Here is a 22,425-nt window from a genome sequence, read left to right on the forward strand (position 1 = left end):
CGCCGCCTAGACTCGTGTCATGGAGGTCTTGAAGCTCGGGGACAGGTTCGGTCGTGTGGCCACGGACCTGCGTGTCTCGCTGACCGACAAGTGCAACCTGCGGTGCACCTACTGCATGCCGGCGGAGGGCCTCGACTGGATGCCCGCCGAGAAGCAGCTCACCGACGACGAGCTCGTGCGGCTGATCCGGGTGGGCGTCGAACGCCTCGGCATCGAGGAGATCCGCTTCACCGGAGGCGAGCCGCTGGTGCGGCGCGGCATCGTCGACATCATCGGCCGGGTGCGCGAGATCTCCCCGCACGTCGACCTCTCCATGACGACGAACGCGCTGGGCCTGGCGCGCTCGGCCCAGGCGCTGGCCGACGCCGGTCTCAACCGGGTCAACGTCAGCCTCGACACCGTGCGCGCCGACACGTTCAAGACCATCACCCGGCGCGACCGTGTCGACGACGTCATCGCCGGACTGGCGGCGGCCGAGGCCGCCGGCATGGGACCGGTGAAGGTGAACGCCGTGCTGATGCGCGGCGTCAACGACGACCAGGCGCCCGAGCTGCTGCGCTGGTGCCTCGACCGCGGCTACGAGCTGCGCTTCATCGAGCAGATGCCGCTCGACGCCCAGCACGGCTGGCAGCGCGACGGCATGATCACCGCCGACGAGATCTTCGCCCAGCTGGCGACGGTCTTCGAGCTCACGCCGGGGGAGGAGCCGCGCGGCAGCGCCCCGGCCGAGCTGTTCCTGGTCGACGGGGGCCCCGGCACGGTCGGCGTCATCGCCTCTGTGACGCGGCCCTTCTGCGGCGACTGCGACCGGGTCCGGCTCACCGCCGACGGGCAGGTGCGCAACTGTCTCTTCGCCCGTGACGAGTCCGACCTGCGCCTGGCCATGCGCAGCGGCGCCACCGACGAGGAGATCGCCCAGCGCTGGGTCACCGCGGTCGTCGGGAAGCTGCCGGGCCACGGCATCGACGACCCGGGCTTCCTGCAGCCCGACCGGCCGATGTCCGCCATCGGCGGGTGATTCACGACCGCGTCAGCGGGCGTGAATGTCGGTGGTCGAGCAGCGACCGCGAGCGAGCCTGCGAGCTCGCGACGGAGCGTGTCGAGACCCGGTGAGACGACCGCCGACAGCGACCCAGGCACCTACTCGTGCGGCTGCACGTCCTTGAGGAACTGACGCGCCGTGAGGAAGTCCGAGAGCGACTCCCGGTGGACGTCGCACGCGAGCCAGATCTTGCGGCGCTCGGGGGTGTGCAGCTTGGGGTTGTTCCACAGCAGCTGCCACGTGGCGGGCGCCTGGCAGCCCTTGGCGGAGCACAGGTCGGGGTCCATCCCCCCAGTCTCGTCGCCGGTGCCCACGCTCAGTCGCGGGGGGCCGCCGCGGCCGGGAGCTCCGGGCGCGACCCGGGTGCGCCGCGCAGCTCGAACGAGTCGCTGCGCATGGTCGTGGCGTTGGCGAGCACGACCGCGATGTAGGGGAGGATGATCGCGCCCGCGATCAGGAACGGCCAGAGCCAGTCGAGCCCAGCGAGGGCCGCGACCACGGCTCCGACGAAGCACGCCGAGCGCAGGCTCATGCTGAGCAGGTAGCGCTTCTGACGTGCGGCGATGTCGTCGCTCCGGTTGGCTGCCGCGGTGGTGATGCGCACCGCGTCGCCGTCCGTCCTGCGTCCCCGAGCCATGCTTCGATCGTACGTCGGTACCGGTAGCCTCCTGAGTCCGCAGTGCACCGTCGTCGAGAGGCTCCCCATGACCAACCGCACCTACCGCGTCACCGAGATCGTCGGCACCTCGCCGGAGGGCATCGACGCCGCCATCCGCAACGGGGTCGAGCGGGCCGCCAAGACGCTGCGCCACCTCGACTGGTTCGAGGTCACCCAGGTCCGCGGGCAGGTCAAGGACGGGGCGGTCGAGCACTTCCAGGTCGGCATCAAGGTCGGCTTCCGCCTCGAGGACGACTGAGCGGCCCGGGGCGGTTAGGGCTACCTCCCGGTAATCGCTAGCGTCGAACAGCGTGAGCAACGACACCCAGCACGAGCCTCGATCGGTCCTGGTCACCGGCGGCAACCGCGGCATCGGCCGCGCGATCGCCGAGGCCTTCCTCGCCCAGGGCGACAAGGTCGCCGTGACCACGCGCAGCGGGGGAGCGCCCGACGGCGCCCTCGACGTGCGCTGCGACGTGACCGACCCGGCCGCCGTCGAGGCGGCGTTCGCGACCGTCGAGGCCGAGCACGGACCGGTGGAGGTCCTCGTGGCCAACGCGGGGATCACCGACGACACGCTGGTGCTGCGGATGTCGGAGGAGCAGTGGTCCTCGGTCATCGACACCAACCTGACCGGCTCCTTCCGGCTCGCCAAGCGCGCCGCCAAGGGCATGCTGCGCCAGCGCAAGGGCCGGCTGATCTTCATCAGCTCGGTCGTCGGGCTCCTCGGCTCACCCGGCCAGGTCAACTACGCCGCGTCCAAGGCCGGCCTCGTCGGCATGGCGCGCTCCCTGGCCCGCGAGCTCGGCTCGCGCTCGATCACGGCCAACGTCGTGGCGCCGGGGTTCGTGGAGACCGACATGACGGGCGTGCTCACCGACGAGCAGCGCGCGGGCATCAAGAGCCAGGTGCCGCTGGGCCGGTACGCCGCGCCCGAGGAGGTCGCCGCCGCGGTGACCTGGCTGGCCGGCGACGGTGGCGCCTACGTCACCGGAGCGGTCATCCCGGTGGACGGCGGACTAGGAATGGGGCACTGACATGAGCGACGAGACCACCCAGATCAACCCGAACGGCATCCTGGCGGGCAAGCGGATCCTGGTCGCGGGCGTGACGATGGACAGCTCCATCGGCTTCGCCGCCGCCAAGGTCGCCCAGGAGCAGGGCGCCACGGTGCTCATCTCGAACTTCGGCCGCGCCCTGGGCATCACCCGGCGCATCGCCAAGCGGCTCCCCGTGACGCCGCCCGTCATCGAGCTGGACGTCACCGACGAGGAGCACCTCGCGGCCCTGCCCGACGCCGTGCGCGAGCACGTCGACGGCCTCGACGGCGTCGTGCACTCCATCGCCTACGGCAACCCCGCGACGCTGCTCGGTGGCAACTTCCTCGAGGGGCCCTGGGACGACGTGGCCCAGGCGATGCAGGTGTCGGCGTACTCCCTGAAGGCGCTGACGCAGGCGTCCCGGCCGCTGATGACGTCGGGCGGGTCGGTCGTCGGCCTCACCTTCGACGCCACGGTGGCCTGGCCGGCCTACGACTGGATGGGCGTGGCCAAGGCCGCGCTCGAGTCGACGTCGCGCTACCTCGCCCGCGACCTCGGCGCCGAGGGCATCCGGGTCAACCTGGTGGCGGCCGGTCCGCTGCGCACGCTGGCGGCCAAGGCGATCCCCGGGTTCAGCGACCTCGAGGACATGTGGGGCACCCGCGCGCCGCTCGGCTGGGACAACACCGACCAGGAGCCCACGGCCAAGGCCGTGTGCGCCCTGCTGTCGGACTTCTTCCCGGCCACGACCGGCGAGATCGTGCATGTCGACGGCGGCTTCCACGCGATGGGCGCCTGACCGATAGCGTGCGGGCGGTGACGTCCTCCCTCATCGAGATCCGGGTCCTCGAGGGCCCCAACCTGTACTTCCCGCGGGCCGCCATCAAGCTGACGCTCGACATCAGCGCGCTGGCCGCAACCTCGGAGGAGACGGCGCTGCGGTTCGCCAGCCGGATCGGGCTCAAGAACGCCCGCCCGGGCGCACCGGAGTCGGGCTTCCGCCAGCGGTTCGCGCTGCGTGCCGTCGGACGCCTGGTGCGCGCCGTCGCCCAGGAGTCGGGCACGTCGCGGCTCGGCGTGCGCGTGCGGCCCACGAGCGACCAGCACCAGATCGTGGTCGCCTTCCCGTGGTCGCACCGGGAGCGGGCGCAGGAGATGGGCCGGGCGATCGGCGACGTGCTCGACGCGCTGCTGAGCAAGGACATCGACGCGGCCGTCAGCGCCGCCGCGGAGCGGGTCTCGACGAGCGAGCCGGGCGAGCGGCCGCGCACCCTGACGCCGTCGGTGCCGGTCGTCGCGGTCACCGGCACCAACGGCAAGACCACGACGTCGCGGATGATCGCGCACATCGGCCGCACCGACGGCCGGCTGGTGGGCTGGTCCAACACCGACGGCATCTACATCGACGGCGAGCTCGTGGAGGGCGGCGACTACTCCGGTCCCAGCGGGGCCGGGCGCGTGCTGGCGCACCCCGAGGTCGAGCTCGCCGTGACCGAGACGGCCCGGGGCGGGATCCTGCTGAAGGGGATCGGGCTGACCCGCAACGACGTCTCGGTCGTCACCAACGTCTCCGCCGACCACCTCGGCCAGCAGGGCATCGACACCGTCGACCAGCTCGCGGAGGTCAAGGCGGTGGTGCCGCGGATCACGCGCAAGAGCGGCTGGGCGGTGCTCAACGCCGACGACCCCCGCGTCTACGACATGCGCAACGTCGTGCGCGCGAAGCCGTGGGTGTTCAGCCGCGACCCCGACTCGCCGGCCATCCGCGAGACGCTCAACGCCGGCGGGCGTGCGACCACGGTCATCGACGGCTGGGTCTCGGTGCTCACGCCCAAGGCCGACCCGGACCCGCTCGTCGAGCTGGTCGACGTGCCGATGACGCTGGCCGGTCTCTCGCGCTTCAACGTCGAGAACACCCTCGCCGCCACCTCGGCGTCGCTAGCGATCGGCATCGCGCGCGAGGTGGTCGTCGAGGGGCTGCGGACCTTCCTGCCCGACGCCGAGCACAACCCCGGCCGGATGAACTTCTTCTCGCTCGGCGAGGTCTCGGTGGTCATGGACCTGGCCCACAACGAGGCGGGGCTCGAGGCGCTGATGGAGATCATGAACGGCGTGCGCCGTCCGGGGGCGCGGCTGCTGCTGGGCCTCGGCGTCGTGGGCGACCGCCAGGACGACCTGATCGAGAAGCTCGGCGAGATCGCGGCCCGCGACAGCGACGTGGTGGCGATCGGCCACAAGGAGAAGTACCTGCGCGGGCGCAGTCCCGAGGAGCTCGAGGCCCTCATGCGCGCCGGCGCCGAGCGGGTGGGCGTCACGGGCGTGCCGGCGTACCCGACGGAGGTGGCGGTGCTGGCCGCGCTGGTCGGCCAGGCCCTGCCGGGCGACGTCGTCGGGCTGATGTGCCACGCGGAGCGCGAGGAGTGCTACGCGTGGATCGCCGAGCACGACGGGTCCCCTGACTCCAGCTCGGCGCTCGCCGCCAAGGTGCGCGCCGCGGCCGCAGGATGAGGGTCGAGCCGGCCTCGGGGCTGCTCGTCGAGGACCGCGAGGTCGTCTCCGGCGCCCCCTCCTCGGGGATCTACCAGATCGGCTCCATCACCAAGGTGTTCACCGCACTCGTGCTGGCGCGCGAGGTGGTCGGGGGAAGGCTGGCGCTCGAGCAGCAGCTGCAGGACCTCCTGCCGAGGCTCGCCGACCGCCCGGTCGGGTCGGTGACGCTGCGCGAGCTCGTCACGCACACCAGCGGGCTGCCCCGACTGCCGCCCGGCATGTGGCGCAAGAGCGTCGGGAAGGAGCGGCGGGACCCCTACGCCGACATCGACGAGTCCTCGCTGCTGTCCTCCGTGGCGGACCTGGCGCCACGCCACCCGAGCCGTCCCGGCTACTCCAACCTCGGCTTCGGGCTCCTCGGGCACGCCCTGACACGTCATCTCGGGACGTCCTACGACGAGGCCGTGCGCGCGGCGGTCACCGCGCCGCTGGGCATGCACGACACCGGGTGCGCTCCGGACCCGGAGCGCCTCGTGGTCGGACGCTCGCGTCGAGGCCGGCCCCACGACGTGGCCTGGACGTTCCAGGCGATGGCGGGCGCAGGGGCCCTGTGGTCCACCGTCGACGACATGCTGCTCTTCCTGCGTGCCCAGCTCGACCCGCCCGGCGGTCCGCTCGGGGAGGCGATCGCGCTCTCGCAGGAGCCTCTGGCCGGATCGGGGAGGATGCGTCGCGCGATGGCCTGGCTCCAGGTGGGCGGCAAGGACGGAACGCTGCTCTTCCACAACGGCGGCACGGCCGGCTACCGCAGCTTCACCGCCGTCGACGCGAGTCGGCGCCGCGCCGCGGTGGTGCTCGGCGCCAGCGACCGCAGCGTCGACCGGGCCGGGATGCACCTCGTGCGCTCAGGATGAGGCCGCGGACGCGGCCCGGCGCTCGCGTCGCCCCCACGGCCAGGTCATCGCGGCCCACACCACGATGACGATCCCGATCTCGGCGAGCACGTAGACCGGCCACGGGCCGAGCAGGTCCAGGACGGAGTCGCCTCCGGGCTTGCGCTGGAGGTAGCCGTAGTTGGTGCCGGCGAGCTCGTTGAAGGTGTAGGCGCAGACCGCCCAGGCGAACGTCGCGGCGACGGTGAACCGGTAGTCGCGCCATCCCGGTGGGAGCCCGCGGCCCCAGACCAGGAAGACCGCCGCCCAGACGACCAGCAGGTGGATGAACCAGTAGGCGAAGTAGCGCAGGTCGGGGAAGTCCTCACCCAGCGACGGCGTCACGATGGCCTGCGTGGTGAGGACGAGGCCCCAGAAGTAGGTCAGGGCGACGGCGTAGCGGTGGTGGGTCCACAGCGCGACGGCGGCCGCGACCCAGGCGAGGTCGCTGAGGTGGAAGGGCAGGGAGACGCCCAGCTCGAAGCGCGTCGCGATGTCGTAGACCTGGGTCGGGACGTGGACCAGCGGGATGGCCACGGCGGCCCCGCGGCTCACCAGGCGGCTGCCGGTGCGTCGCTCCCAGCGTCCGAGCAGGACGGCCAGGGGCAGGCCGGCGACGAAGACGACCAGCATCACCACGTGCGAGCTGCTGTAGGCGTCCATCGCTTCTCCTCAGACGTCGCCCGGGTCGACGTGGTGGCCCGGCGTCCCGACCTCGACCTCGCCCTCGAGGACGAGGGCGACCAGGCCGTCGACGGTGCGGGTCTCGTGCGGCTCGTAGGGCTCCCAGACCACGGCGTGGCCCGGGCCGACCGTCACGGCCTCGCCGGTCCCGTCGGAGCCTCCCGAGACGACGGCCTCGCCGTCGAGCACCACGAGGAGCTGCCGCGCGGCCGCGGGGTGCCGGCCGATCACGCCGCCGGGCGCGAGGGTGACGGTGACCAGGTGGGCCTCGGCCGTGAGCCCGAAGGCCGCCACGGAGAAGCCCTTGCTGCCGTGGGCGTCGATGCGGCGGCCGCCGAGGGCGGTGAGGTCCAGGACGCGCATCAGGCCTCGGTCGGCGCCGCGACGTAGTCGGGGTCGGCCGCCGGGGCGTCCGAGGTGACGCCCGCGCCCGCCTGGGCCTGCGAGGACCAGCTCTCGAGCTCGGTCATCACCGACGCGTGCTTGTCGACGCAGATGACCACGAGGTCGCCGCGGTTGGCCCGGGCCATCGCGTGGCGCACGGCCTCGATCTCCTCGTGCACCTCCTCGACCTGCTTGCACCGGGCGCCGGCCTCCATGGCGGTCCGGACGCCCTCGGCGACCAGCCCGGCGACGTACCCTCGCTCGCGGCCGCGGAGCTGGACGTCCTCGCGGACGATGACGACGTCGAAGTGCTGGGCGGCGATCTCGCCCAGCTCGCGCATGTCCTGGTCGCGGCGGTCACCGGCGGTGGCGATGACGCCGATGCGCGACGGCCGGGCGAGGTCGTGCGAGGACGCCAGGGTCTCGCCCACCCGGTCGACGAAGTCGCCCAGCATGCGCATGCCGGGCGCGTTGTGGCAGTAGTCGACGATGACGTTGACGCCGTTGACCTCGACCTCGTTGAGGCGACCGGGGGAGAGGTAGTAGCTGGTGGAGAACGTGCGCAGCCCCTGGCGGATGTCGTGGAGCGGGGCGCCGGCCGCGAAGGCCGCGGCGGCGGCGCCGAGCGCGTTCTGGACGTTCATGCGGGCGCGACCGCCGAACGTCGCGGGCAGCAGGTGCGTCCACGCCAGCTGCATCTCGCGCGGACCGTGCTTGACGACGATCATCTCGCCACGCTCGGAGGGGTTGAGCACCAGCGCCTTGCCGCCGCGGCGGCAGTGGGCGTCGATCATGTCGCGCGTCTCCGAGCCCGGCTCCTCCATCGAGAACCACACGACCTGGCCCGAGCAGCGCCGGCGCATCTCGCGCACCAGCGGGTCGTCGGCGTTGAGCACGGCGTGGCCGTCGCGGGGGACCGCCTCGACCAGCACGGCCTTGACATCGGCGAGCTGCTCCACGGTGTCGATGCCGCGCAGGCCCAGGTGGTCGGGCTGCACGTTGAGGACGACGGCGACGTCGTTGCGCTCGTAGCCGAGACCCTCGCGCAGGATGCCCCCGCGCGCGACCTCGAAGACCGCGAAGTCGACGCGGGGGTTCTGCAGGACCATGCGCGCCGAGCGCGGCCCGGACGCGTCCGAGCGGATCAGGAGCCGCTCGTCGATGACGACGCCGTCGGTGGAGGTCATGCCGACCTTGCGGCCCATGCCCTTGAAGATGTGGCTGATCATCCGCGACGTGGTGGTCTTGCCGTTGGTGCCGGTCACGGCGACGATCGGGATCCGGCTGGTGGCGCCCGGCGGGAACAGCATGTCGACGACCGGCTTGGCGATGAACTGCGGCTCGCCGATCGTCGGGTGCGTGTGCATCCGGAAGCCCGGCGCGGCGTTGATCTCGCAGATCGCGCCGCCCGTCTCGCGCACCGGCTCGGTGATGTCGGGGCAGATGAAGTCGATGCCGGCGATGTCGAGGCCGACCATGCGGGCGGCCTCCTCGGCGATCTCGACGTTCTCGGGGTGCGCCTCGAAGGTGCGGTCGATGGAGATGCCGCCGGTGGACATGTTGCCGGTGAGGGCGAGCTTGACGACCTGGCCGTCGGGAGGCACGTCGGTCATGGCGAAGCCCTGCTCGCGGACCAGCTCGACGGCGGCGTCGTCGACCTTGATCCGGGTCAGGACCTTCTCGTGCCCGACGCCGCGGCGCGGGTCGGCGTTGGCGGTGTCGACGAGCTGCTCGACGGTGCTGGTGCCGTCACCGGTGACGGAGGCCGGCACCCGCTCGGCGATGGCGGCGACGCGGCCGTCGATGATCAGGCAGCGGTAGTCCTTGCCGAGGATCAGCGACTCGACCACGACGACGCCGCGACGCGACTGCTCCTTGGCGATGGGGAACGCCTCGCGCACGTCGTCGGCGTCCTGCAGGTCCAGGCAGACGCCGCGTCCGTGGTTGCCGTCGAGCGGCTTGACCACGACGGGGTAGCCGATGCGGTCGGCCGCGCGGACCGCCTGGTCCTCGGTGCGGACGGTGTCCTGCTTGGGGACCGGGAGTCCCGCGGCGCCGAGGAGCCGGGTCGTCAGGTCCTTGTCGGAGGCGATGTCCACGGCGATCGCCGAGGTGTTGGACGTCATCGTGGCGCGGATGCGCTTGGCGTGGACGCCCTGCCCGAGCTGGACCAGGGAGTGCTGGTTGAGCCGGATCCAGGGGATGTCGCGCGACACGGCCTCGTCGAGGATGGCCTGCGTGGACGGGCCGAACGCCGTGCGCTCGGCGCGCAGGATGAACGACTCGAGCTCGTCGTCCCAGTCGAGCTCCGGGTCGGCCTGCACGAGGTGGTTGACCAGGCGGACGGCCAGGCGCGCGGCGGCGAGGCCGACCTGCTCGTCGGCGTACCCGAAGATGACGTTGTAAACGCCCTTCTTGCCGCGGACCTGGCGGGTCTTGCCGCGGCGGATGTCGTGGCCGACGACCTGCTGCAGCGCCAGCGCGGTGTGCTCCGCGACGTGGCCCAGCCAGGTGCCCTCGTTGAGGCGCTCGACGAAGCCGCCGCGCTTGCCACGCGAGCAGGAGTGCTCGCGCAGGCCGGGCAGCATCTGCAGGAGGTTGTCGGTGAAGCCGGGGATGGTGTTGGTCGGGAAGTCCTCGAGGGAGCCGAGGTCCACGACGAGGTGGATGGCCTTGTCGTAGGACCAGATGTTGGCTCCGCGGTAGACCCGCGTCTCGATGATGTCGAGGTCGGGGGTGGGGCGTTCGCTCATGAGGTGACTCCGTCCGGTCCGTGGGTGGGCGGTGTGCTCTGGCGCCGGGCCCGCGCGAGGCGTCGACGGAGGGCGGTGGGCGAGGCGTCGGCGGCGGCGATGTCGCGCGCCATCTGGCGCAGGTCGTGGCTGGCCTCCGCGATCTCGGCGGCCTCCTCGAGGTCGACGCGCTGGTCGGGCGCCACGAGGGTGCGGGTGGTGAGGTCGAAGGTGGCGCCCGCCGGGAGCGCGTGGAGGACCACCCCGCTGGCGAGGATCGGCGCGGAGCGCTTGGCCTCGAACGCGTCCGTGGTGATGCGGGCGGGGTCGAAGATCGTGACCGCGCCGCGGCCCACCACGCGGAGCACCTCGTGCTCCTCGCCGTCGACGTCACGGCGCTCGACGACCGCGGCGGTGTCCTCGTCGACGCCGAGGCCCAGCAGCTGGGGTGACTGGGCGACGATCATCAGCAGCCGACCGTAGCGGTTGCGCTGGTCGAAGTGCTGGTCGATGACCGACGACTGGAGCAGGCCGAGCCCGGCGGCGACCTGGGTCATCCGCTGCTTGGCCGTCGCGCCCGGGCCGCCGAACGCGACCATGTGGCTGGACTGGATGCTGGCGCCCGCCGACGTACCGGCCACGACCACGCCGCGCTCGTGGGCGGCGATGATCGCCTCGCCCAGCGGGGTGCCGCCGATGATCGCGGACAGCTTGAGCTGGTTGCCGCCGGTCATGAAGATGCCGGTGGCATCGGCGAGGGTCTTGACCAGCGCCTCGTCGTGGGCGTCCTCGCGACTCTCGGGGCGGATGGCGATCACGTCCGCGGCGCCCTCGCGCCGGAACAGGGCGTCGTAGACCTGCACGACCTCGATCCCGAGGGACGAGGCGGTCGGGATGACCGCGATGCGTGCGTCAGCCCCACCCGCTGCTGCGACGAACTCCTTGAGGATGCTGCGCCGGCGGAGCTTGTCCTCGGCGCCGCCGATGATCATGAGGGGTCCCTTGGGCATGCGAGTCACCCTATGGTGTGCAGATGCCCGCAGCTCACCGCACCATCGTGGTCATGCGTCACGCCAAGGCCGAGCAGGTCGGCGACACCGACCAGCAGCGGGCGCTGGCCGCCTGCGGTCACGACGACGCCGCCGCCGCCGGCGCGTGGCTCGCCGCGCGCGACGTCCGCCCCGACGTGGCGCTGGTCTCCGCCGCCACCCGCACCCAGCAGACCTGGGCCGCCCTGGCCACCGGCGCGTCGTGGGACCTCGAGCCGTCGCTGGACGAGGGCCTCTACGCCGCCGGCCCCGACACCGTCCTGGACCTCCTGCGCGCGCTGCCCGACTCCGCGTCGAGCGTCGTGGTCGTCGGCCACAACCCCACCATGGCCTACGTCGCCACCACCCTCGACGACGGCGACGGCGACCCCACCGCCGCCACCGAGCTCGCCGCCGGCTTCCCCACCTGCTCCCTCGCCGTCTTCTCCTACACCGGCCCCTGGTCCGACCTCGACCTCGGCTCCGCCCGGCTTGACGCGTTCCACGTCGCTCGCGGGTAGCGGGGTCAGCAGGTTTTTCAGCAGATGCGGAAAAACCTGAGGTTCTGGGCCGAAGTTCTGGCCCAGAAGCGTGCCTCAAGGCCCAGAAGCTCTCGCTCGTCGGGCCGGTCGTTGTCCCGGGGAGTGGTTGAACCAGTGACCATCCACAGGCTGGCCCCCGCCGCCCGGCGGGTACGTCGCTCCTGGCCGAGCGTGGGCGCATGCTGCTTCCGACGACGACGCGTCCTGCCGACGACCCGCGCAACGGCTCCTTGATCTTCCGGCGCGACCTCCTCGCCCGGGGATACGACGACCGCGCGATCGCACGGCTCGTGCGCCGGGAGGGGCTCGTCAAGATCCGAGCCGGCGCCTACGTGCCGTCACAGGTGTGGAGTGCGAGCGACGCTCAGGCCCGCTTCGTGCTGCGCGGCCGGGCCGTCCTCGGCGCGTCCCGGACTCCCGTCGTCCTGTCGCACACGTCGGCGCTGGCCGAGTGGGACGTACCGCTGTGGGGCTTCGACCTCTCCACGGTCCACACCACTCGGACCGACGAGCTGTCCGGCAGGCACGGCCGCGACATCCACCAGCATGAGGGGCGTATGTGGCCAGGAGATCTGGCCGTGGTCAACGGCGTTCCTGTCATGACTCCGGCGCGTGCCTGTCTGGAGGCGGTCACGGTGGGCTCCACTGAGTCGGCGCTGTGTGCCACCAACGACGTCCTGCACCGCCGACTGGCCACGCCCGCGCGCCTTCACGGCCAGTACGTCGGCATGGAGAACTGGCCGAACACCCTGGAGGTGGAGCTCCTCCTGAGACTGTGCGACCGGAGGATCGAGTCGGTGGGGGAGAGCCGGTTCTTCTGGTGCTGCTTCCAGCAGGGGTTGCCTCGTCCCACGGTGCAGTACGTCGTCAGGGACGCCTCGGGGCGGGTGGTGGCGCGTCTCGACTTCGCATGGCCGCGGCACCGGGTCTGGCTCGAGTTCGACGGGAAGGTGAAGTACGAGGGACTCCTCGGGCCCGGTGAACGGGCCAGCGACGTGGTCCTGCGGGAGCGCGACCGAGAGCGGATGGTCGCCCGGTTGACCGGGTGGCGTTGCATCAGGATCACGTGGTCCGACCTGGCCGACCCCATCAGGCTCGCCGCGAGCGTCCGTGCCGAGCTGCAGCAGGCCGCGATCGCGTCCTGAAGCGAGCGCTTCTGGGCATTCCCAAGCGCTTCTGGGCCGAAGTTTCGCCCCGGAAGCGCAGGTTTTTCAGCAGATGCTGAAAAACCTGCTCAGGACACCGGCGGCGAGGGGGTGACGATGCCGGCCTCGGCGTCGGCCATCTCGATCTCCTCACGGGAGATGCCGAGGAGGTAGACGATGGCGTCGAGGTAGGGGACGTTGACGGAGGTGTCGGCCGCCTGCTGGACGATGGGGCGGGCGTTGTAGGCGATGCCGAGGCCGGCGGCGTTGAGCATGTCGAGGTCGTTGGCGCCGTCGCCGATGGCGATGACGGCGGCCTCGGGGACGCCGACCTTCTCCGCGAACTCGCGCAGCGCGCGGGCCTTGCCGGCGCGGTCGACGACGTCGCCCACGATCTCGCCGGTGATGACGCCGTCGACGATCTCGAGCTCGTTGGCGCGGGCGTAGTGGATGCCGAGGTCCTGGGCGAGGCGGTCGGTAATCTGGCTGAACCCGCCGGAGACGATCGCGAAGCGGTAGCCCAGGCGTCGCAGGGTGCGCACCATCGTGCGGGCGCCCGGGGTCACGACGATCTCGTCGTAGACCTCGTCGAGGGCGGAGGCGTCCAGGCCGGCGAGCAGGCGCACCCGGGCGCGCAGCGAGGCCTCGAAGTCGAGCTCGCCGCGCATCGCCGACTCCGTGATCCGGGCGACCTCCGCCTCGTGGCCGGCGTGGGCGGCAAGCATCTCGATGACCTCGCCCTGGATCAGGGTGGAGTCGACGTCGAGGACGATCAGGCGCATGCCGCGGCGCAGGAGGTTGGCGGGCTGGACGGCAACGTCGACCGACTGGGCGGCGGCCTCGGCGGCGAGCAGGGCGCGCAGCCGCTCCGGGTCGGCGCCGGAGACGTGCAGGTCGATCGCGGTGACGGGGTAGCGGGCCATCCGCTCGATCCGGTCGATGTTGCCGCCGCAGTCGGCGATCCGGCCGGCGATCGCGGACATCGCGCCGGCCTTGAGCGGCGAGCCGATGATCGTGACGTGCGAGCGGCCGTCGCGGCGCGGCTTGTTGTCGCCCGAGCCACGGTCGACCTCGACGACCATGCCGAGCGCCGCGGCGGTCTCCTCGACGGCGGCCTTGAGCCTGCGCCAGTCGCGCGGCGCGGTCACCAGGACGCCCAGGATGAGGCGGCGCCGGAGCAGGATCTGCTCGATGTCGAGCACCTCGACCCCGGCCTGCGCGAGCGCGGCGAAGACCGAGGAGGTCACGCCGGGGCGGTCCTTGCCGGTGAGGGTGATCAGGAGCGTCTCGGGCTTCGACGTGGGGCTCATGATGAGGGCGAGGCTATCGCCCGCCCGCGGGGTGTCGGTGGCCCCGTCCATGCTGGGGCCATGTCCGACACCGACAGCACCGCCCGCCTGCTGGAGCGCTACGGCGCCGCCGTCTCGGGCCGCGACTGGGTGGCCCTGGCCTCCCTGCTCGCGCCCTCCTTCAGCGCCACCCTGCTCCACACCGGGGAGCGCTTCGACCGCGACGGCTTCGTCGCGCTCAACGCCGACTACCTCGGCGACTGGGTCTTCCACGTCGACGAGGTCGTCGACGGCGGGGCGCGCTCGGTGCTCCGGTCGCACACCGTCCTCGGCGAGGAGACCTACCACGCGGCGTCCTTCGCGGTCGCCGTCGACGGGCTCCTGACCGAGCTGGTCGAGGTCTGGACCGAGGCTGTCGCCGCCCACCCCACCCGAGGAGAGACCGCATGACGCACACCCACCACGCGCTCGACTACGTCGAGCTCCAGGTCAGCGACCTGCCGACCGCGCGCACGTTCTACGAGCGCGCCTTCGGCTGGACGTTCAACGACTACGGCCCCGCCTACGCCGGCATCCGCTCCGCCGACGGCGAGGGCGAGGTCGGCGGGCTGAGCGCCGCCGGGGAGGCCCCGGTGCCCGGCGGTCCCCTGGTGCTGCTCTACTCCGGCGACCTCGACGGGTCCGTGCGGGCCGTCCAGGAGGCCGGGGGACGGGTCACCGAGGGTCCCTACGACTTCCCGGGCGGTCGCCGCTTCCACTTCGCCGACCCCAGCGGCAACGTGCTCGGGGTCTGGGCGGAGGGCTAGGAGCTACGACGGTGGCCAGACCTCGGGGGAGAAGGCAGCGACGAGGGCACGGCGCCCCGCGCGCTCCAACGGCGCCAGCGCGCCACGGCGGGCCGCGATCTCCGCCGCGCTGACCGCGCCACCGTCGTCCGCCAGGGCGAGGTCCACGATCCCGAGCGCCTGCATCGCGCGGGCCGCCAGGTCGACGCACCTCGACGGGACGCCCGGTGGTGCGTCGGGCACGGCGAGGTGGCGCAGGTTCAGCAGCTGGTCGGCCACCTCCGGGCGCCACCGCGCCACGTCGAGGGCCGCGAGGTCGCGTGCGCTCTCGAGCACCGTCGCGCGCAGGCCGCGGTCCGACTCGCCCACGTCGGGCAGCTGCCGGGGAGCGGCCGACTGCGCCTGCCACTCGTACGTCGGTCCAACGGCGCGCGGCACCAGCCCGATGCCGGCGCCGATGGCGACGACCGCCTCGCCGACGTCGAGCGCGTCGGTGTTGAACGCGCGCGGCCCGCCCAGCCCCACCGGGTCGCCCTCGGCGGGGAACGCCGCCCCGAAGCCGGTGGCGCCCCGACTGCGCAGCCGCGCCAGGGCCGTGAGGAGGGGCTCGGTGCCGTCGTCGTCGAGACCGCCGACGACGTGCGAGACGCTGTCGGTCAGCAGCGCGTCCAGGAGCTCGTCCGCGACGATGTGCCCGCGGAGCCAGGAGGTGCCCCACCACGCGACTCGGGCCGAGATCGCCAGGGGGCTGCTCACGACGGCCGATGGTAGTGGCCGGGCCCTAAGACCGCTCTGGATAGGGTGCCCTCATGGGAGCCGTGCTGGAGTTCGCCGACGTCACCGTCCGGCGTGGCCAGGCCACCCTGCTCGACGCCGTCTCCTGGACGGTCGAGGAGGACGAGCGCTGGGTCGTGCTCGGCCCCAACGGCGCCGGCAAGACGACGCTGCTGCAGGTCGCCTCCGCCCAGATGCACCCCACCAGCGGCGTCGTCGGGATCCTCGAGGAGGTCCTCGGCACGGTCGACGTCTTCGACCTGCGACCGCGCATCGGCCTGACCAGCGCCGCGATCGCCGAGCGCGTGCCGCGCGGCGAGGTCGTGCACGACGTCGTGGTCTCGGCCTCCTACGGCGTGGTCGGACGCTGGCGCGAGGCCTACGACGACCTCGACCACGAGCGGGCGTCCAGCCTGCTCGTCGAGATGGGCGTCAGCCACCTGGCCGACCGCACCTTCGGCACCCTGAGCGAGGGCGAGCGCAAGCGGGTCCAGATCGCCCGCGCGCTGATGTCCGACCCCGAGCTGCTGCTGCTCGACGAGCCCGCCGCGGGACTCGACCTGGGCGGCCGCGAGGACCTCGTTTCCACCCTGTCGGTGCTCGCGCACGACCCCGACTCGCCGGCCACCGTGCTCGTGTCGCACCACGTGGAGGAGATCCCGCCGGGCTTCTCCCACGCGCTGCTGCTGCGCCAGGGAGCGGTCGTCGCCGCGGGGCTGCTGGACGACGTGCTGACTCCCGAGACGCTGTCGGCGACGTTCGGGATGCCGTTGGCGCTGCACCACGAGGACGGTCGCTGGGCGGCGCGTCGCCAGACGCGGCACCGATAGGATCACGACATGGACTGGCTCTCGGACAACCTGTGGCAGACCTGGCTGGGTCTTGCCATCGTCCTGGGCGTCGCCGAGATGTTCAGCCTCGACCTCGTCCTGATCATGGTGGCGGCCGGTGCCGTCGCCGGCATGGTCGTGGCCCTGCTCGGTGCGCCGTTCGCCCTCCAGGCGCTCGTCGCGGCCGGCGCGTCCGTCGCCATGCTCGCGCTGGTGCGACCGCAGCTCGCCAAGCGCTTCCACGGCGGTCCCGAGCTCAGCCTCGGGCACGGCAAGCTGATCGGCCAGCGCGCCGTCGTCACCCAGGAGATCACCGGCCTCGAGGTCGGCCGGATCCGGCTGGCGGGCGAGATCTGGTCCGCCGCGCCGTACGACGAGCACCTCACGATCACCCCGGGGCAGACCGTGGAGGTGCTCGAGATCCGGGGCGCCACCGCCTACGTGCACCCGGTCGCCACCCTCGAGCCCTGACGCTCCACTGAAGGAGAACCCGTGATCTACCTGATCCTGCTGGGTCTGCTGTTCCTGTTCGTGATCGTGCTGCTCGCGAAGACCGTGCGCATCGTGCCGCAGGCGCGCGCCGGCATCGTGGAGCGCTTCGGCAAGTACAAGCAGACGCTGAGCGCCGGACTCAACGTCGTGGTGCCCTTCGTCGACAAGGTCCGCTACCTCATCGACCTGCGCGAGCAGGTCGTGAGCTTCCCGCCGCAGCCCGTGATCACCCAGGACAACCTGGTGGTCTCGATCGACACCGTCATCTACTTCCAGGTCACCGACCCGATCGCGGCGACCTACGAGATCGCCAACTACATCCAGGCCGTCGAGCAGCTGACGATGACCACGCTGCGCAACATCGTCGGTGGCATGGACCTCGAGGGCACGCTCACCAGCCGCGACGAGATCAACACCCGCCTGCGCGGGGTCCTCGACGAGGCCACCGGCAAGTGGGGCATCCGCGTCAACCGCGTCGAGCTCAAGGGCATCGACCCGCCGCCGTCCATCAAGGACTCGATGGAGAAGCAGATGCGCGCCGACCGCGACAAGCGGGCGCAGATCCTCACCGCCGAGGGTGGTCGCCAGTCCGCGATCCTGACCGCCGAGGGTGAGAAGCAGGCCTCGATCCTGTCGGCCGAGGGTGACCGCGAGTCGCTGATCCTGCGCGCGCAGGCCGACCGCGAGTCCTCGATCCTGCGCGCCCAGGGTGAGGGCCAGGCCATCCAGACCGTCTTCCAGGCGATCCACGACGGCAACCCCGACCAGTCGCTGCTGGCCTACCAGTACCTCACGATGATGCCCAAGCTCGCCGAGGGCAGCTCCAACAAGCTCTGGATCGTGCCCAGCGAGATCGGCAAGGCCCTCGAGGGCCTGGGCTCCACCATGAGCGAGATGGCCGGCATCCCCAAGGAGAACGACGGTCCGCGCAACCGCATCGACATGGGCAGCATGGACCCGGCGAAGCTCGCCGGCAGCGGCGCCCTCGCCGAGACCGAGCGGCGCACGAACAAGGCCGTCGAGGAGGCCATCGCCGAGGCCAAGGCGGCGGCCAACCCGGTCAAGCCGGCCGCGGCCGCCGTGCCGCCGCCGCCCCCGACCGACGTGGCCGACCAGGGTCCCACCGACGCCCTCGACGACACCGCCGGCGACACCGACACCGCCCCGCCGCCCCCGCCGCCTGCCCAGTAGTCCGTGTCGCTCCTCGAGGCCGCGGCGATCCTGCTCGCGGGCGTCGCTGCGGGCACCATCAACACGGTGGTCGGGTCCGGCACCCTGATCACGTTCCCCACGCTGCTGGCCTTCGGGGTCCCGCCGGTGACGGCCAACGTCTCCAACAACATCGGCCTCGTGCCGGGGTCGGTGACGGGCGCCATCGGCTACCGCCGCGAGCTCGTCGGGCAGCGCTCGCGGGTGCTGCGGCTGCTCTCGGCGTCGGTGCTCGGCGGCGCGATCGGCGCCGTCCTGCTGCTGGTGCTGCCCGAGGGCGCGTTCGCCGCGATCGTGCCGGTGCTGATCCTGCTCGGCGTGGTGCTGGTGATCTTCCAGCCGCGGCTCTCGGCGTGGGTCGCGGCGCGCACCGAGGCCCGTGGCGACACCGGGCGTGACGGCGCCTGGTGGGTGTGGCCGGCGGTGCTGCTGACCGGCGTGTACGGCGGGTACTTCGGCGCCGCCCAGGGCGTGCTGCTGATGGCGGTGCTCGGCATCGGGCTCTCCGACCACCTGCAGCGGCTCAACGCCGCCAAGAACGTGCTCGCCGCAGGCGTCAACGCCGTCGCGGGGCTGCTGTTCGTCTTCATCGCCGACGTCGACTGGCGCATCGCCGGCCTGATCGGCGCGGGCGCCGTCGTCGGCGGGATCATCGGGGCCGGCGTGGGACGACGGCTGCCGCCGCTGGTGCTGCGCGCGCTGATCGTCGTCGTCGGGCTGGTGGCCCTGGTGACCCTGCTCCTGACCTGACCCCGGGCAGGGAGGCCGCGGCGGCTACTCCGCGGTGACGGTCGTGCGCCGCTTCACCCGCAGCCCGAGCAGGCCCGAGACGACCGCGCCCGTCGCGACCGCCACCAGGCCGTAGCCGGCCTGCTTCGGAAGCGCCCCCGACTGCACGCCGGCGTAGGCCGTGGCGGCGTCGGCGCCGTCGACGGCCATGCCCACCAGGACGAGGTTGCGTCGCGCGCCGCCGGAGGACACCAGCGTGAGAGCCCCGAGGGCGATCTCGCGGGAGCCGAACCACTGCGTGAGCAGCGGCGAGGAGGTCTGGCCCATCGTGGAGGCGACGAGGTCGGGCTTGGCGAGCGAGGCGACGCCGATGGCGATGCGGCCGAGGGCGACGCTGGTCACGGGGTTCATGGCGGTGACCCTAGCGGGGAGCGCGGACCCAGCGTCCGAAGGTCGGGACGCGCCAGTCGGTCTCGACGCCCGCGGGTGCCCAGGTGTCGCTGTACCAGCCGTCGCCCACCTGCCCGCCGGTGGTGGCCGCGACCCTCGCACGACGGGGCTGGCGCAGGCAGGCTCGCGGCACGCGGAAGTCGACACGGTCGAGGCCGGGTCGTGCCTTGCCGACGAGGCCGCGGCAGCCGAAGCCGATCGAGCCGTACGCGATGGATCCGCACTCGTCGGGCTCGGCGTCGGAGAGGTCGGGAGCCCCCGTCAGGTCGACGTGCGGCTTCTTGCCGTCCTCCCACCGGATCAGGCTCAGGGAGTAGTCGCGCTTCGGCGTGCGCAGCGTGACGGACACCTGGAGCTCCCCGGTCGCGCGGAGGTCGCGGTAGTGGATCCGGACCCGGACCTCCTTGCGCAGGTGGCGCAGCGACAGCCTCCTGATGTCGACCTGGGTGACCTCGCTGCCGTCCAGGTCGGTGTAGGTGCCGCACGGCGGCGGCTCGGGCACGTAGCTCCAGCCGGTGACGTCGCCCGTCGGGTCGGGTGCGGTCCAGCGGCCGGCCATCGCCGGCGACGCGGTCAGCAGCACGAGGCCGACGACGAGCAGAACGAGACGGGTGCGCGCGATCACCGGACCAGGATGGGGCACGCGAGCAGCGTCCGCAGGCGAACGACTAGAGCAGCGAGCGCGACGGGGGAGCGACGTACGTGGTCAGCCAGCGCCCCAGCTCCTCGTAGACGCGGGCCCGGGGCTCGGGCCGCGACAGGACGACGTCGTGCAGCGCCCCCGGTACGGCGACGTAGGTGACGTGGGTGCCGATCGCGGTCGACCAGCGGCGGATCTGGCCCACGTCCAGGACGATGTCGGTGCTCAGGACGTCCTCGCCCATCTCCCGCGGCTGGGAGGAGCGGTCGGAGGACAGCACCAGCACGGGGCAGCGCACGTCGAGGCCGCGCTGCAGGCGCTTGTGCCCCTCGCGGATCGCGCGCAGCCAGCCGGCGTAGACCGAGAACGACGTCATCGGCTTCCAGGCCAGGTCGAAGTCCCACTCACCCTCGTGCTGGGCGTGCAGGCTGCGGGCGTAGAGACCCGAGACGGTGCGCTTGATCTCGCGCATCGGCTGGCGTGCCCCGACCTGCTTGATGATCGGGGAGCCGACCAGCCGCGCGGCGGTGCCGCCCTGCAGGTCCAGCCAGGGGGAGTTCAGCACCAGGGCGGCCAGCTCCCGCGGCCGTCGGCGGTCGAGCCACAGGGGCAGGATCAGCCCGCCGGTCGAGTGCGCGGAGGCGACGACCTGCGTGTGGCCGTCGCGGGCGGTGATCCGGTGCCAGGCCTCGGCCAGCTCGTCGTCGTAGTCACGCAGGTCGCCGACGTAGTTGGGCGTCTGGTGCGGCAGGATCGAGCGGCCGTACTTGCGGAGGTCGAGGGCGTAGAAGTCGTAGCCACGGTCCAACCACCAGGCGGCGTACTCGGTCTGGAAGAAGTAGTCGGCGAAGCCGTGCACGTGCAGCACGGCGCCGCGGCCGGCGACCGGCGAGCGGCGGCTGACCAGCGTGGCCACGACCTCGCCCTCGTCGTCGGGTCGCAGCGCGAAGGTCTCGGCCACCCAGGGCTCGCCGAGGACGTCGGGGTCGGTCTCCAGCGTCATGCCCGCAGTCTGTCAGGCCCGGTCGGCGGCGTACGACGAGGCCGCGCGCACCAGCCCGGCGAGGAGCCCGACGTCGGCGGCGGTCTCGGGGTGCCACTGCACGGCCAGGCAGAACCGCTCCCCGGGAGCCTCCATGGCCTCCAGGGTCCCGTCGTCGGCGTGCGCCACCCCGGTGTAGCCGGGGTGGTCGCGCACCGACTGGTGGTGGTGGCAGCGCACCTCGAGCACCTCCCCGACCAGGCCGGCCAGCCGGGAGCCCGACGCCGTGCGCACCGCGACGGCCCCGAAGGCGTCGCCGCCGGGGGAGTGCTCCTCGTGGCCGACCAGGTCGGGGGTGTGCTGGTCGAGTGCCCCGCCGGCGTGGACGGCCATCAGCTGCATGCCCCGGCACACCCCGAGGACCGGCAGCCCCACGGAGGCGGCGGCGTCCAGGAGCGCGGTCTCCCAGGCGTCGCGGTCGGGGCGCCAGCCGGCCGTGCGCGGGTGCGGCTCGGCGCCGTAGCGGGCCGGGTCGACGTCGGCGCCGCCGGTGACGACCAGCGCGTCGAGGCGCGCGACCACCTCGTCCGCGGCACCGACGCCGGTCACCGGCGGCAGCAGGACGGGCAGGCCGCCGGTGGCGGTCACGGCGTCGGCGTACTGGGTGGGCAGCAGGTCGGCCGGCTGCTGCCAGACGCCCCAGGCGGCCTGCTCGCGGTACGTCGACAGCCCGATGACGGGGGCGGCCACGTCAGATCGGCGTGACGTAGGCGCCGGAGATGCCGCCGTCGACCAGGAACGTGCTCGCCGTCATGAACGACGCGTCGTCCGAGGCGAGGAACAGCACCGCCGAGGCCATCTCCGAGGGCTCGCCGAAGCGGCCCATGGGCACGTGCACCAGCCGGCGCGCGGCGCGCTCCGCGTCGGCGGCGAAGAGCTCCTGCAGCAGCGGCGTGTTGACCGGCCCCGGGCAGAGCGCGTTGACGCGCACCCCCTGGCGCGCGAACTGCACGCCCAGCTCACGGGTCATCGACAGCACCCCGCCCTTGGAGGCGGAGTAGGAGATCTGCGACGTCGCCGCACCCATGACCGCCACGAACGACGCGGTGTTGATGATGGAGCCGCGGCCCTGCTCGAGCATGTAGGGCAGCGCGGCCTTGCAGCAGAGGTAGACCGAGGTGAGGTTGACCTCCTGGACCTTGCGCCAGGCGTCGAGGTCGGTGTCGAGGATCGAGTCGTCCTCGGGCGGCGAGATGCCGGCGTTGTTGAAGGCGATGTCGACGGCGCCGTAGGTCTCCTTGGCCGTGCGGAACAGCGCGTCGACCTGCTCCTTGTCGGTCACGTCGACGTGCACGTACGTGGCGAGGTCGGTGCCGCCGAGCTGCCCGACGAGCTCGTGGCCGCGCTGGTCGTCGATGTCGCCGATGACGACCTTGGCGCCCTCCTCGACGAAGCGCTGCACGGTCGCCAGGCCGATGCCCGAGCAGCCGCCGGTGACGACCGCGACCCGGTCCTGGATGCGTCCTGCCATGGTGGTGTGGTTCCTTTCGGGTTCCGGGGTCTCGACG

At 72.5% G+C, this 22,425-nt stretch carries 27 protein-coding genes; 14 read left to right on the forward strand and 13 right to left on the reverse strand.

The features are described from left to right. The first annotated feature begins 19 nt into the window (after positions 1-19). Entirely contained in the window at positions 20-1,018 is a 999-nt protein-coding gene (gene moaA, locus IRQ30_RS02975) for a GTP 3',8-cyclase MoaA (protein ID WP_193611553.1), read from the forward strand. 122 nt (positions 1,019-1,140) lie between these two features. Here moaA and IRQ30_RS02980 read toward each other — a convergent pair whose 3' ends face one another. Together IRQ30_RS02980 and IRQ30_RS02985 are read right to left on the reverse strand one after the other, a co-directional pair. Then, complete coding sequence (locus IRQ30_RS02980) at positions 1,141-1,329, reverse strand: acetone carboxylase (protein ID WP_193611554.1); 189 nt, start codon at positions 1,327-1,329, stop codon at positions 1,141-1,143. Positions 1,330-1,358: 29 nt separating this feature from the next. Then, on the reverse strand, positions 1,359-1,679 hold the full coding sequence (locus tag IRQ30_RS02985; protein WP_193611555.1) for a DUF3099 domain-containing protein: 321 nt from the start codon (positions 1,677-1,679) through the stop codon (positions 1,359-1,361). A gap of 67 nt (positions 1,680-1,746) precedes the next feature. Here IRQ30_RS02985 and IRQ30_RS02990 point away from each other — a divergent pair, with 67 nt between their 5' ends. From IRQ30_RS02990 to IRQ30_RS03010, 5 genes are read left to right on the forward strand one after another with little or no spacing between them, the layout of a single operon-like run. Continuing rightward, positions 1,747-1,959: a dodecin gene (locus tag IRQ30_RS02990; RefSeq protein WP_193606999.1), complete on the forward strand. Its 213-nt coding sequence runs from the start codon at positions 1,747-1,749 to the stop codon at positions 1,957-1,959. Between the two features lie 52 nt (positions 1,960-2,011). Continuing rightward, positions 2,012-2,737, forward strand: coding sequence for a 3-oxoacyl-ACP reductase FabG (fabG, locus tag IRQ30_RS02995; RefSeq protein WP_193611556.1), 726 nt, complete (start codon positions 2,012-2,014; stop codon positions 2,735-2,737). Position 2,738: 1 nt separating this feature from the next. Beyond that, positions 2,739-3,539, forward strand: coding sequence for an enoyl-ACP reductase FabI (fabI, locus tag IRQ30_RS03000; protein ID WP_193611557.1), 801 nt, complete (start codon positions 2,739-2,741; stop codon positions 3,537-3,539). Positions 3,540-3,556: 17 nt separating this feature from the next. Continuing rightward, positions 3,557-5,248: a Mur ligase family protein gene (locus IRQ30_RS03005; protein WP_193611558.1), complete on the forward strand. Its 1,692-nt coding sequence runs from the start codon at positions 3,557-3,559 to the stop codon at positions 5,246-5,248. Then, positions 5,245-6,144, forward strand: coding sequence for a serine hydrolase domain-containing protein (locus tag IRQ30_RS03010; protein ID WP_193611559.1), 900 nt, complete (start codon positions 5,245-5,247; stop codon positions 6,142-6,144). The genes IRQ30_RS03005 and IRQ30_RS03010 overlap by 4 nt, the downstream gene beginning before the upstream one ends. Here IRQ30_RS03010 and IRQ30_RS03015 read toward each other — a convergent pair. Genes IRQ30_RS03015 through IRQ30_RS03030 form a run of 4 tightly spaced genes read right to left on the reverse strand, consistent with a single transcriptional unit; the run spans position 6,136 to position 10,972 of the window. Then, positions 6,136-6,825: a YwaF family protein gene (locus tag IRQ30_RS03015; RefSeq protein ID WP_193611560.1), complete on the reverse strand. Its 690-nt coding sequence runs from the start codon at positions 6,823-6,825 to the stop codon at positions 6,136-6,138. The two genes, IRQ30_RS03010 and IRQ30_RS03015, sit on opposite strands and share 9 nt — an antisense overlap. 9 nt (positions 6,826-6,834) lie before the next feature. Beyond that, positions 6,835-7,209 (reverse strand): cupin domain-containing protein, encoded by a 375-nt coding sequence (locus IRQ30_RS03020; protein ID WP_193606993.1) that lies wholly within the window; start codon positions 7,207-7,209, stop codon positions 6,835-6,837. Beyond that, positions 7,209-9,983, reverse strand: coding sequence for a cyanophycin synthetase (cphA, locus tag IRQ30_RS03025; protein WP_193611561.1), 2,775 nt, complete (start codon positions 9,981-9,983; stop codon positions 7,209-7,211). Before cphA ends, IRQ30_RS03020 begins: the two co-directional genes overlap by 1 nt. Beyond that, positions 9,980-10,972 carry a cyanophycinase gene (locus tag IRQ30_RS03030; protein ID WP_193611562.1) on the reverse strand — a complete coding sequence of 331 codons (993 nt, stop codon included), beginning with the start codon at positions 10,970-10,972 and terminating at the stop codon, positions 9,980-9,982. Before IRQ30_RS03030 ends, cphA begins: the two co-directional genes overlap by 4 nt. 23 nt (positions 10,973-10,995) lie before the next feature. Here IRQ30_RS03030 and IRQ30_RS03035 point away from each other — a divergent pair, with 23 nt between their 5' ends. Together IRQ30_RS03035 and IRQ30_RS03040 are read left to right on the forward strand one after the other, a co-directional pair. Then, the gene (locus IRQ30_RS03035; protein WP_193611563.1) at positions 10,996-11,511 is read left to right on the forward strand and encodes a SixA phosphatase family protein; all 516 of its coding nucleotides are present in this window, start codon (positions 10,996-10,998) and stop codon (positions 11,509-11,511) included. Positions 11,512-11,711: 200 nt separating this feature from the next. After that, positions 11,712-12,677: a hypothetical protein gene (locus IRQ30_RS03040; protein ID WP_193611564.1), complete on the forward strand. Its 966-nt coding sequence runs from the start codon at positions 11,712-11,714 to the stop codon at positions 12,675-12,677. A gap of 89 nt (positions 12,678-12,766) precedes the next feature. Here the strand turns inward: IRQ30_RS03040 and serB are convergent, their stop codons facing one another. Further along, complete coding sequence (serB, locus tag IRQ30_RS03045; RefSeq protein WP_193611565.1) at positions 12,767-13,987, reverse strand: phosphoserine phosphatase SerB; 1,221 nt, start codon at positions 13,985-13,987, stop codon at positions 12,767-12,769. A gap of 60 nt (positions 13,988-14,047) precedes the next feature. Between serB and IRQ30_RS03050 the strand changes: the two genes are divergently transcribed. Next, positions 14,048-14,416, forward strand: coding sequence for a hypothetical protein (locus IRQ30_RS03050; protein ID WP_193611566.1), 369 nt, complete (start codon positions 14,048-14,050; stop codon positions 14,414-14,416). Continuing rightward, positions 14,413-14,772, forward strand: coding sequence for a VOC family protein (locus IRQ30_RS03055; RefSeq protein WP_193611567.1), 360 nt, complete (start codon positions 14,413-14,415; stop codon positions 14,770-14,772). The genes IRQ30_RS03050 and IRQ30_RS03055 overlap by 4 nt, the downstream gene beginning before the upstream one ends. Positions 14,773-14,775: 3 nt before the next feature. Here the strand turns inward: IRQ30_RS03055 and IRQ30_RS03060 are convergent, their stop codons facing one another. Next, on the reverse strand, positions 14,776-15,507 hold the full coding sequence (locus tag IRQ30_RS03060; RefSeq protein ID WP_193611568.1) for a hypothetical protein: 732 nt from the start codon (positions 15,505-15,507) through the stop codon (positions 14,776-14,778). A 53-nt stretch (positions 15,508-15,560) separates the two neighbouring features. Here IRQ30_RS03060 and IRQ30_RS03065 point away from each other — a divergent pair, with 53 nt between their 5' ends. From IRQ30_RS03065 to IRQ30_RS03080, 4 genes are read left to right on the forward strand one after another with little or no spacing between them, the layout of a single operon-like run. After that, on the forward strand, positions 15,561-16,355 hold the full coding sequence (locus IRQ30_RS03065; RefSeq protein ID WP_193611569.1) for an ABC transporter ATP-binding protein: 795 nt from the start codon (positions 15,561-15,563) through the stop codon (positions 16,353-16,355). A 9-nt stretch (positions 16,356-16,364) separates the two neighbouring features. After that, positions 16,365-16,826: an NfeD family protein gene (locus IRQ30_RS03070; RefSeq protein ID WP_193611570.1), complete on the forward strand. Its 462-nt coding sequence runs from the start codon at positions 16,365-16,367 to the stop codon at positions 16,824-16,826. 21 nt (positions 16,827-16,847) lie between these two features. Then, positions 16,848-18,038, forward strand: coding sequence for an SPFH domain-containing protein (locus IRQ30_RS03075; RefSeq protein ID WP_338089540.1), 1,191 nt, complete (start codon positions 16,848-16,850; stop codon positions 18,036-18,038). A gap of 3 nt (positions 18,039-18,041) precedes the next feature. Further along, positions 18,042-18,806 carry a TSUP family transporter gene (locus IRQ30_RS03080; RefSeq protein ID WP_193611571.1) on the forward strand — a complete coding sequence of 255 codons (765 nt, stop codon included), beginning with the start codon at positions 18,042-18,044 and terminating at the stop codon, positions 18,804-18,806. 24 nt (positions 18,807-18,830) lie between these two features. Here IRQ30_RS03080 and IRQ30_RS03085 read toward each other — a convergent pair whose 3' ends face one another. From IRQ30_RS03085 to IRQ30_RS03105, 5 genes are read right to left on the reverse strand one after another with little or no spacing between them, the layout of a single operon-like run. Continuing rightward, on the reverse strand, positions 18,831-19,196 hold the full coding sequence (locus IRQ30_RS03085) for a hypothetical protein (protein WP_193611572.1): 366 nt from the start codon (positions 19,194-19,196) through the stop codon (positions 18,831-18,833). A gap of 10 nt (positions 19,197-19,206) precedes the next feature. After that, the gene (locus IRQ30_RS03090) at positions 19,207-19,860 is read right to left on the reverse strand and encodes a hypothetical protein (RefSeq protein WP_193611573.1); all 654 of its coding nucleotides are present in this window, start codon (positions 19,858-19,860) and stop codon (positions 19,207-19,209) included. 43 nt (positions 19,861-19,903) lie between these two features. Next, a complete protein-coding gene (locus IRQ30_RS03095; protein WP_193611574.1) occupies positions 19,904-20,878 on the reverse strand; it encodes an alpha/beta hydrolase in 975 nt (324 codons plus the stop codon). A gap of 12 nt (positions 20,879-20,890) precedes the next feature. Beyond that, positions 20,891-21,607 (reverse strand): gamma-glutamyl-gamma-aminobutyrate hydrolase family protein, encoded by a 717-nt coding sequence (locus IRQ30_RS03100; protein ID WP_193611575.1) that lies wholly within the window; start codon positions 21,605-21,607, stop codon positions 20,891-20,893. Between the two features lies 1 nt (position 21,608). Further along, positions 21,609-22,388, reverse strand: coding sequence for a 3-oxoacyl-ACP reductase (locus tag IRQ30_RS03105; protein ID WP_193606977.1), 780 nt, complete (start codon positions 22,386-22,388; stop codon positions 21,609-21,611). Positions 22,389-22,425 lie beyond the last annotated feature (37 nt).

The sequence above is a fragment of the Nocardioides lijunqiniae genome, assembly GCF_015024225.1.
Taxonomy (GTDB): Bacteria; Actinomycetota; Actinomycetes; order Propionibacteriales; family Nocardioidaceae; genus Nocardioides; species Nocardioides lijunqiniae.

Coding starts and splice junctions, on each gene's coding strand:
- IRQ30_RS02990 (WP_193606999.1), top strand. CDS start 1,747: ATGACCAACCGCACCTACCGCGTCACCGAGATCGTCGGCACCTCGCCG.
- serB (WP_193611565.1), bottom strand. CDS start 13,987: ATGAGCCCCACGTCGAAGCCCGAGACGCTCCTGATCACCCTCACCGGC.
- IRQ30_RS03010 (WP_193611559.1), top strand. CDS start 5,245: ATGAGGGTCGAGCCGGCCTCGGGGCTGCTCGTCGAGGACCGCGAGGTC.
- IRQ30_RS03085 (WP_193611572.1), bottom strand. CDS start 19,196: ATGAACCCCGTGACCAGCGTCGCCCTCGGCCGCATCGCCATCGGCGTC.
- IRQ30_RS03050 (WP_193611566.1), top strand. CDS start 14,048: ATGTCCGACACCGACAGCACCGCCCGCCTGCTGGAGCGCTACGGCGCC.
- IRQ30_RS03105 (WP_193606977.1), bottom strand. CDS start 22,388: ATGGCAGGACGCATCCAGGACCGGGTCGCGGTCGTCACCGGCGGCTGC.
- IRQ30_RS03020 (WP_193606993.1), bottom strand. CDS start 7,209: ATGCGCGTCCTGGACCTCACCGCCCTCGGCGGCCGCCGCATCGACGCC.
- IRQ30_RS02985 (WP_193611555.1), bottom strand. CDS start 1,679: ATGGCTCGGGGACGCAGGACGGACGGCGACGCGGTGCGCATCACCACC.
- IRQ30_RS03030 (WP_193611562.1), bottom strand. CDS start 10,972: ATGCCCAAGGGACCCCTCATGATCATCGGCGGCGCCGAGGACAAGCTC.
- IRQ30_RS03015 (WP_193611560.1), bottom strand. CDS start 6,825: ATGGACGCCTACAGCAGCTCGCACGTGGTGATGCTGGTCGTCTTCGTC.
- IRQ30_RS02980 (WP_193611554.1), bottom strand. CDS start 1,329: ATGGACCCCGACCTGTGCTCCGCCAAGGGCTGCCAGGCGCCCGCCACG.
- IRQ30_RS03070 (WP_193611570.1), top strand. CDS start 16,365: ATGGACTGGCTCTCGGACAACCTGTGGCAGACCTGGCTGGGTCTTGCC.
- IRQ30_RS03065 (WP_193611569.1), top strand. CDS start 15,561: ATGGGAGCCGTGCTGGAGTTCGCCGACGTCACCGTCCGGCGTGGCCAG.
- IRQ30_RS03055 (WP_193611567.1), top strand. CDS start 14,413: ATGACGCACACCCACCACGCGCTCGACTACGTCGAGCTCCAGGTCAGC.
- moaA (WP_193611553.1), top strand. CDS start 20: ATGGAGGTCTTGAAGCTCGGGGACAGGTTCGGTCGTGTGGCCACGGAC.
- IRQ30_RS03040 (WP_193611564.1), top strand. CDS start 11,712: ATGCTGCTTCCGACGACGACGCGTCCTGCCGACGACCCGCGCAACGGC.
- IRQ30_RS03095 (WP_193611574.1), bottom strand. CDS start 20,878: ATGACGCTGGAGACCGACCCCGACGTCCTCGGCGAGCCCTGGGTGGCC.
- fabI (WP_193611557.1), top strand. CDS start 2,739: ATGAGCGACGAGACCACCCAGATCAACCCGAACGGCATCCTGGCGGGC.
- IRQ30_RS03035 (WP_193611563.1), top strand. CDS start 10,996: ATGCCCGCAGCTCACCGCACCATCGTGGTCATGCGTCACGCCAAGGCC.
- cphA (WP_193611561.1), bottom strand. CDS start 9,983: ATGAGCGAACGCCCCACCCCCGACCTCGACATCATCGAGACGCGGGTC.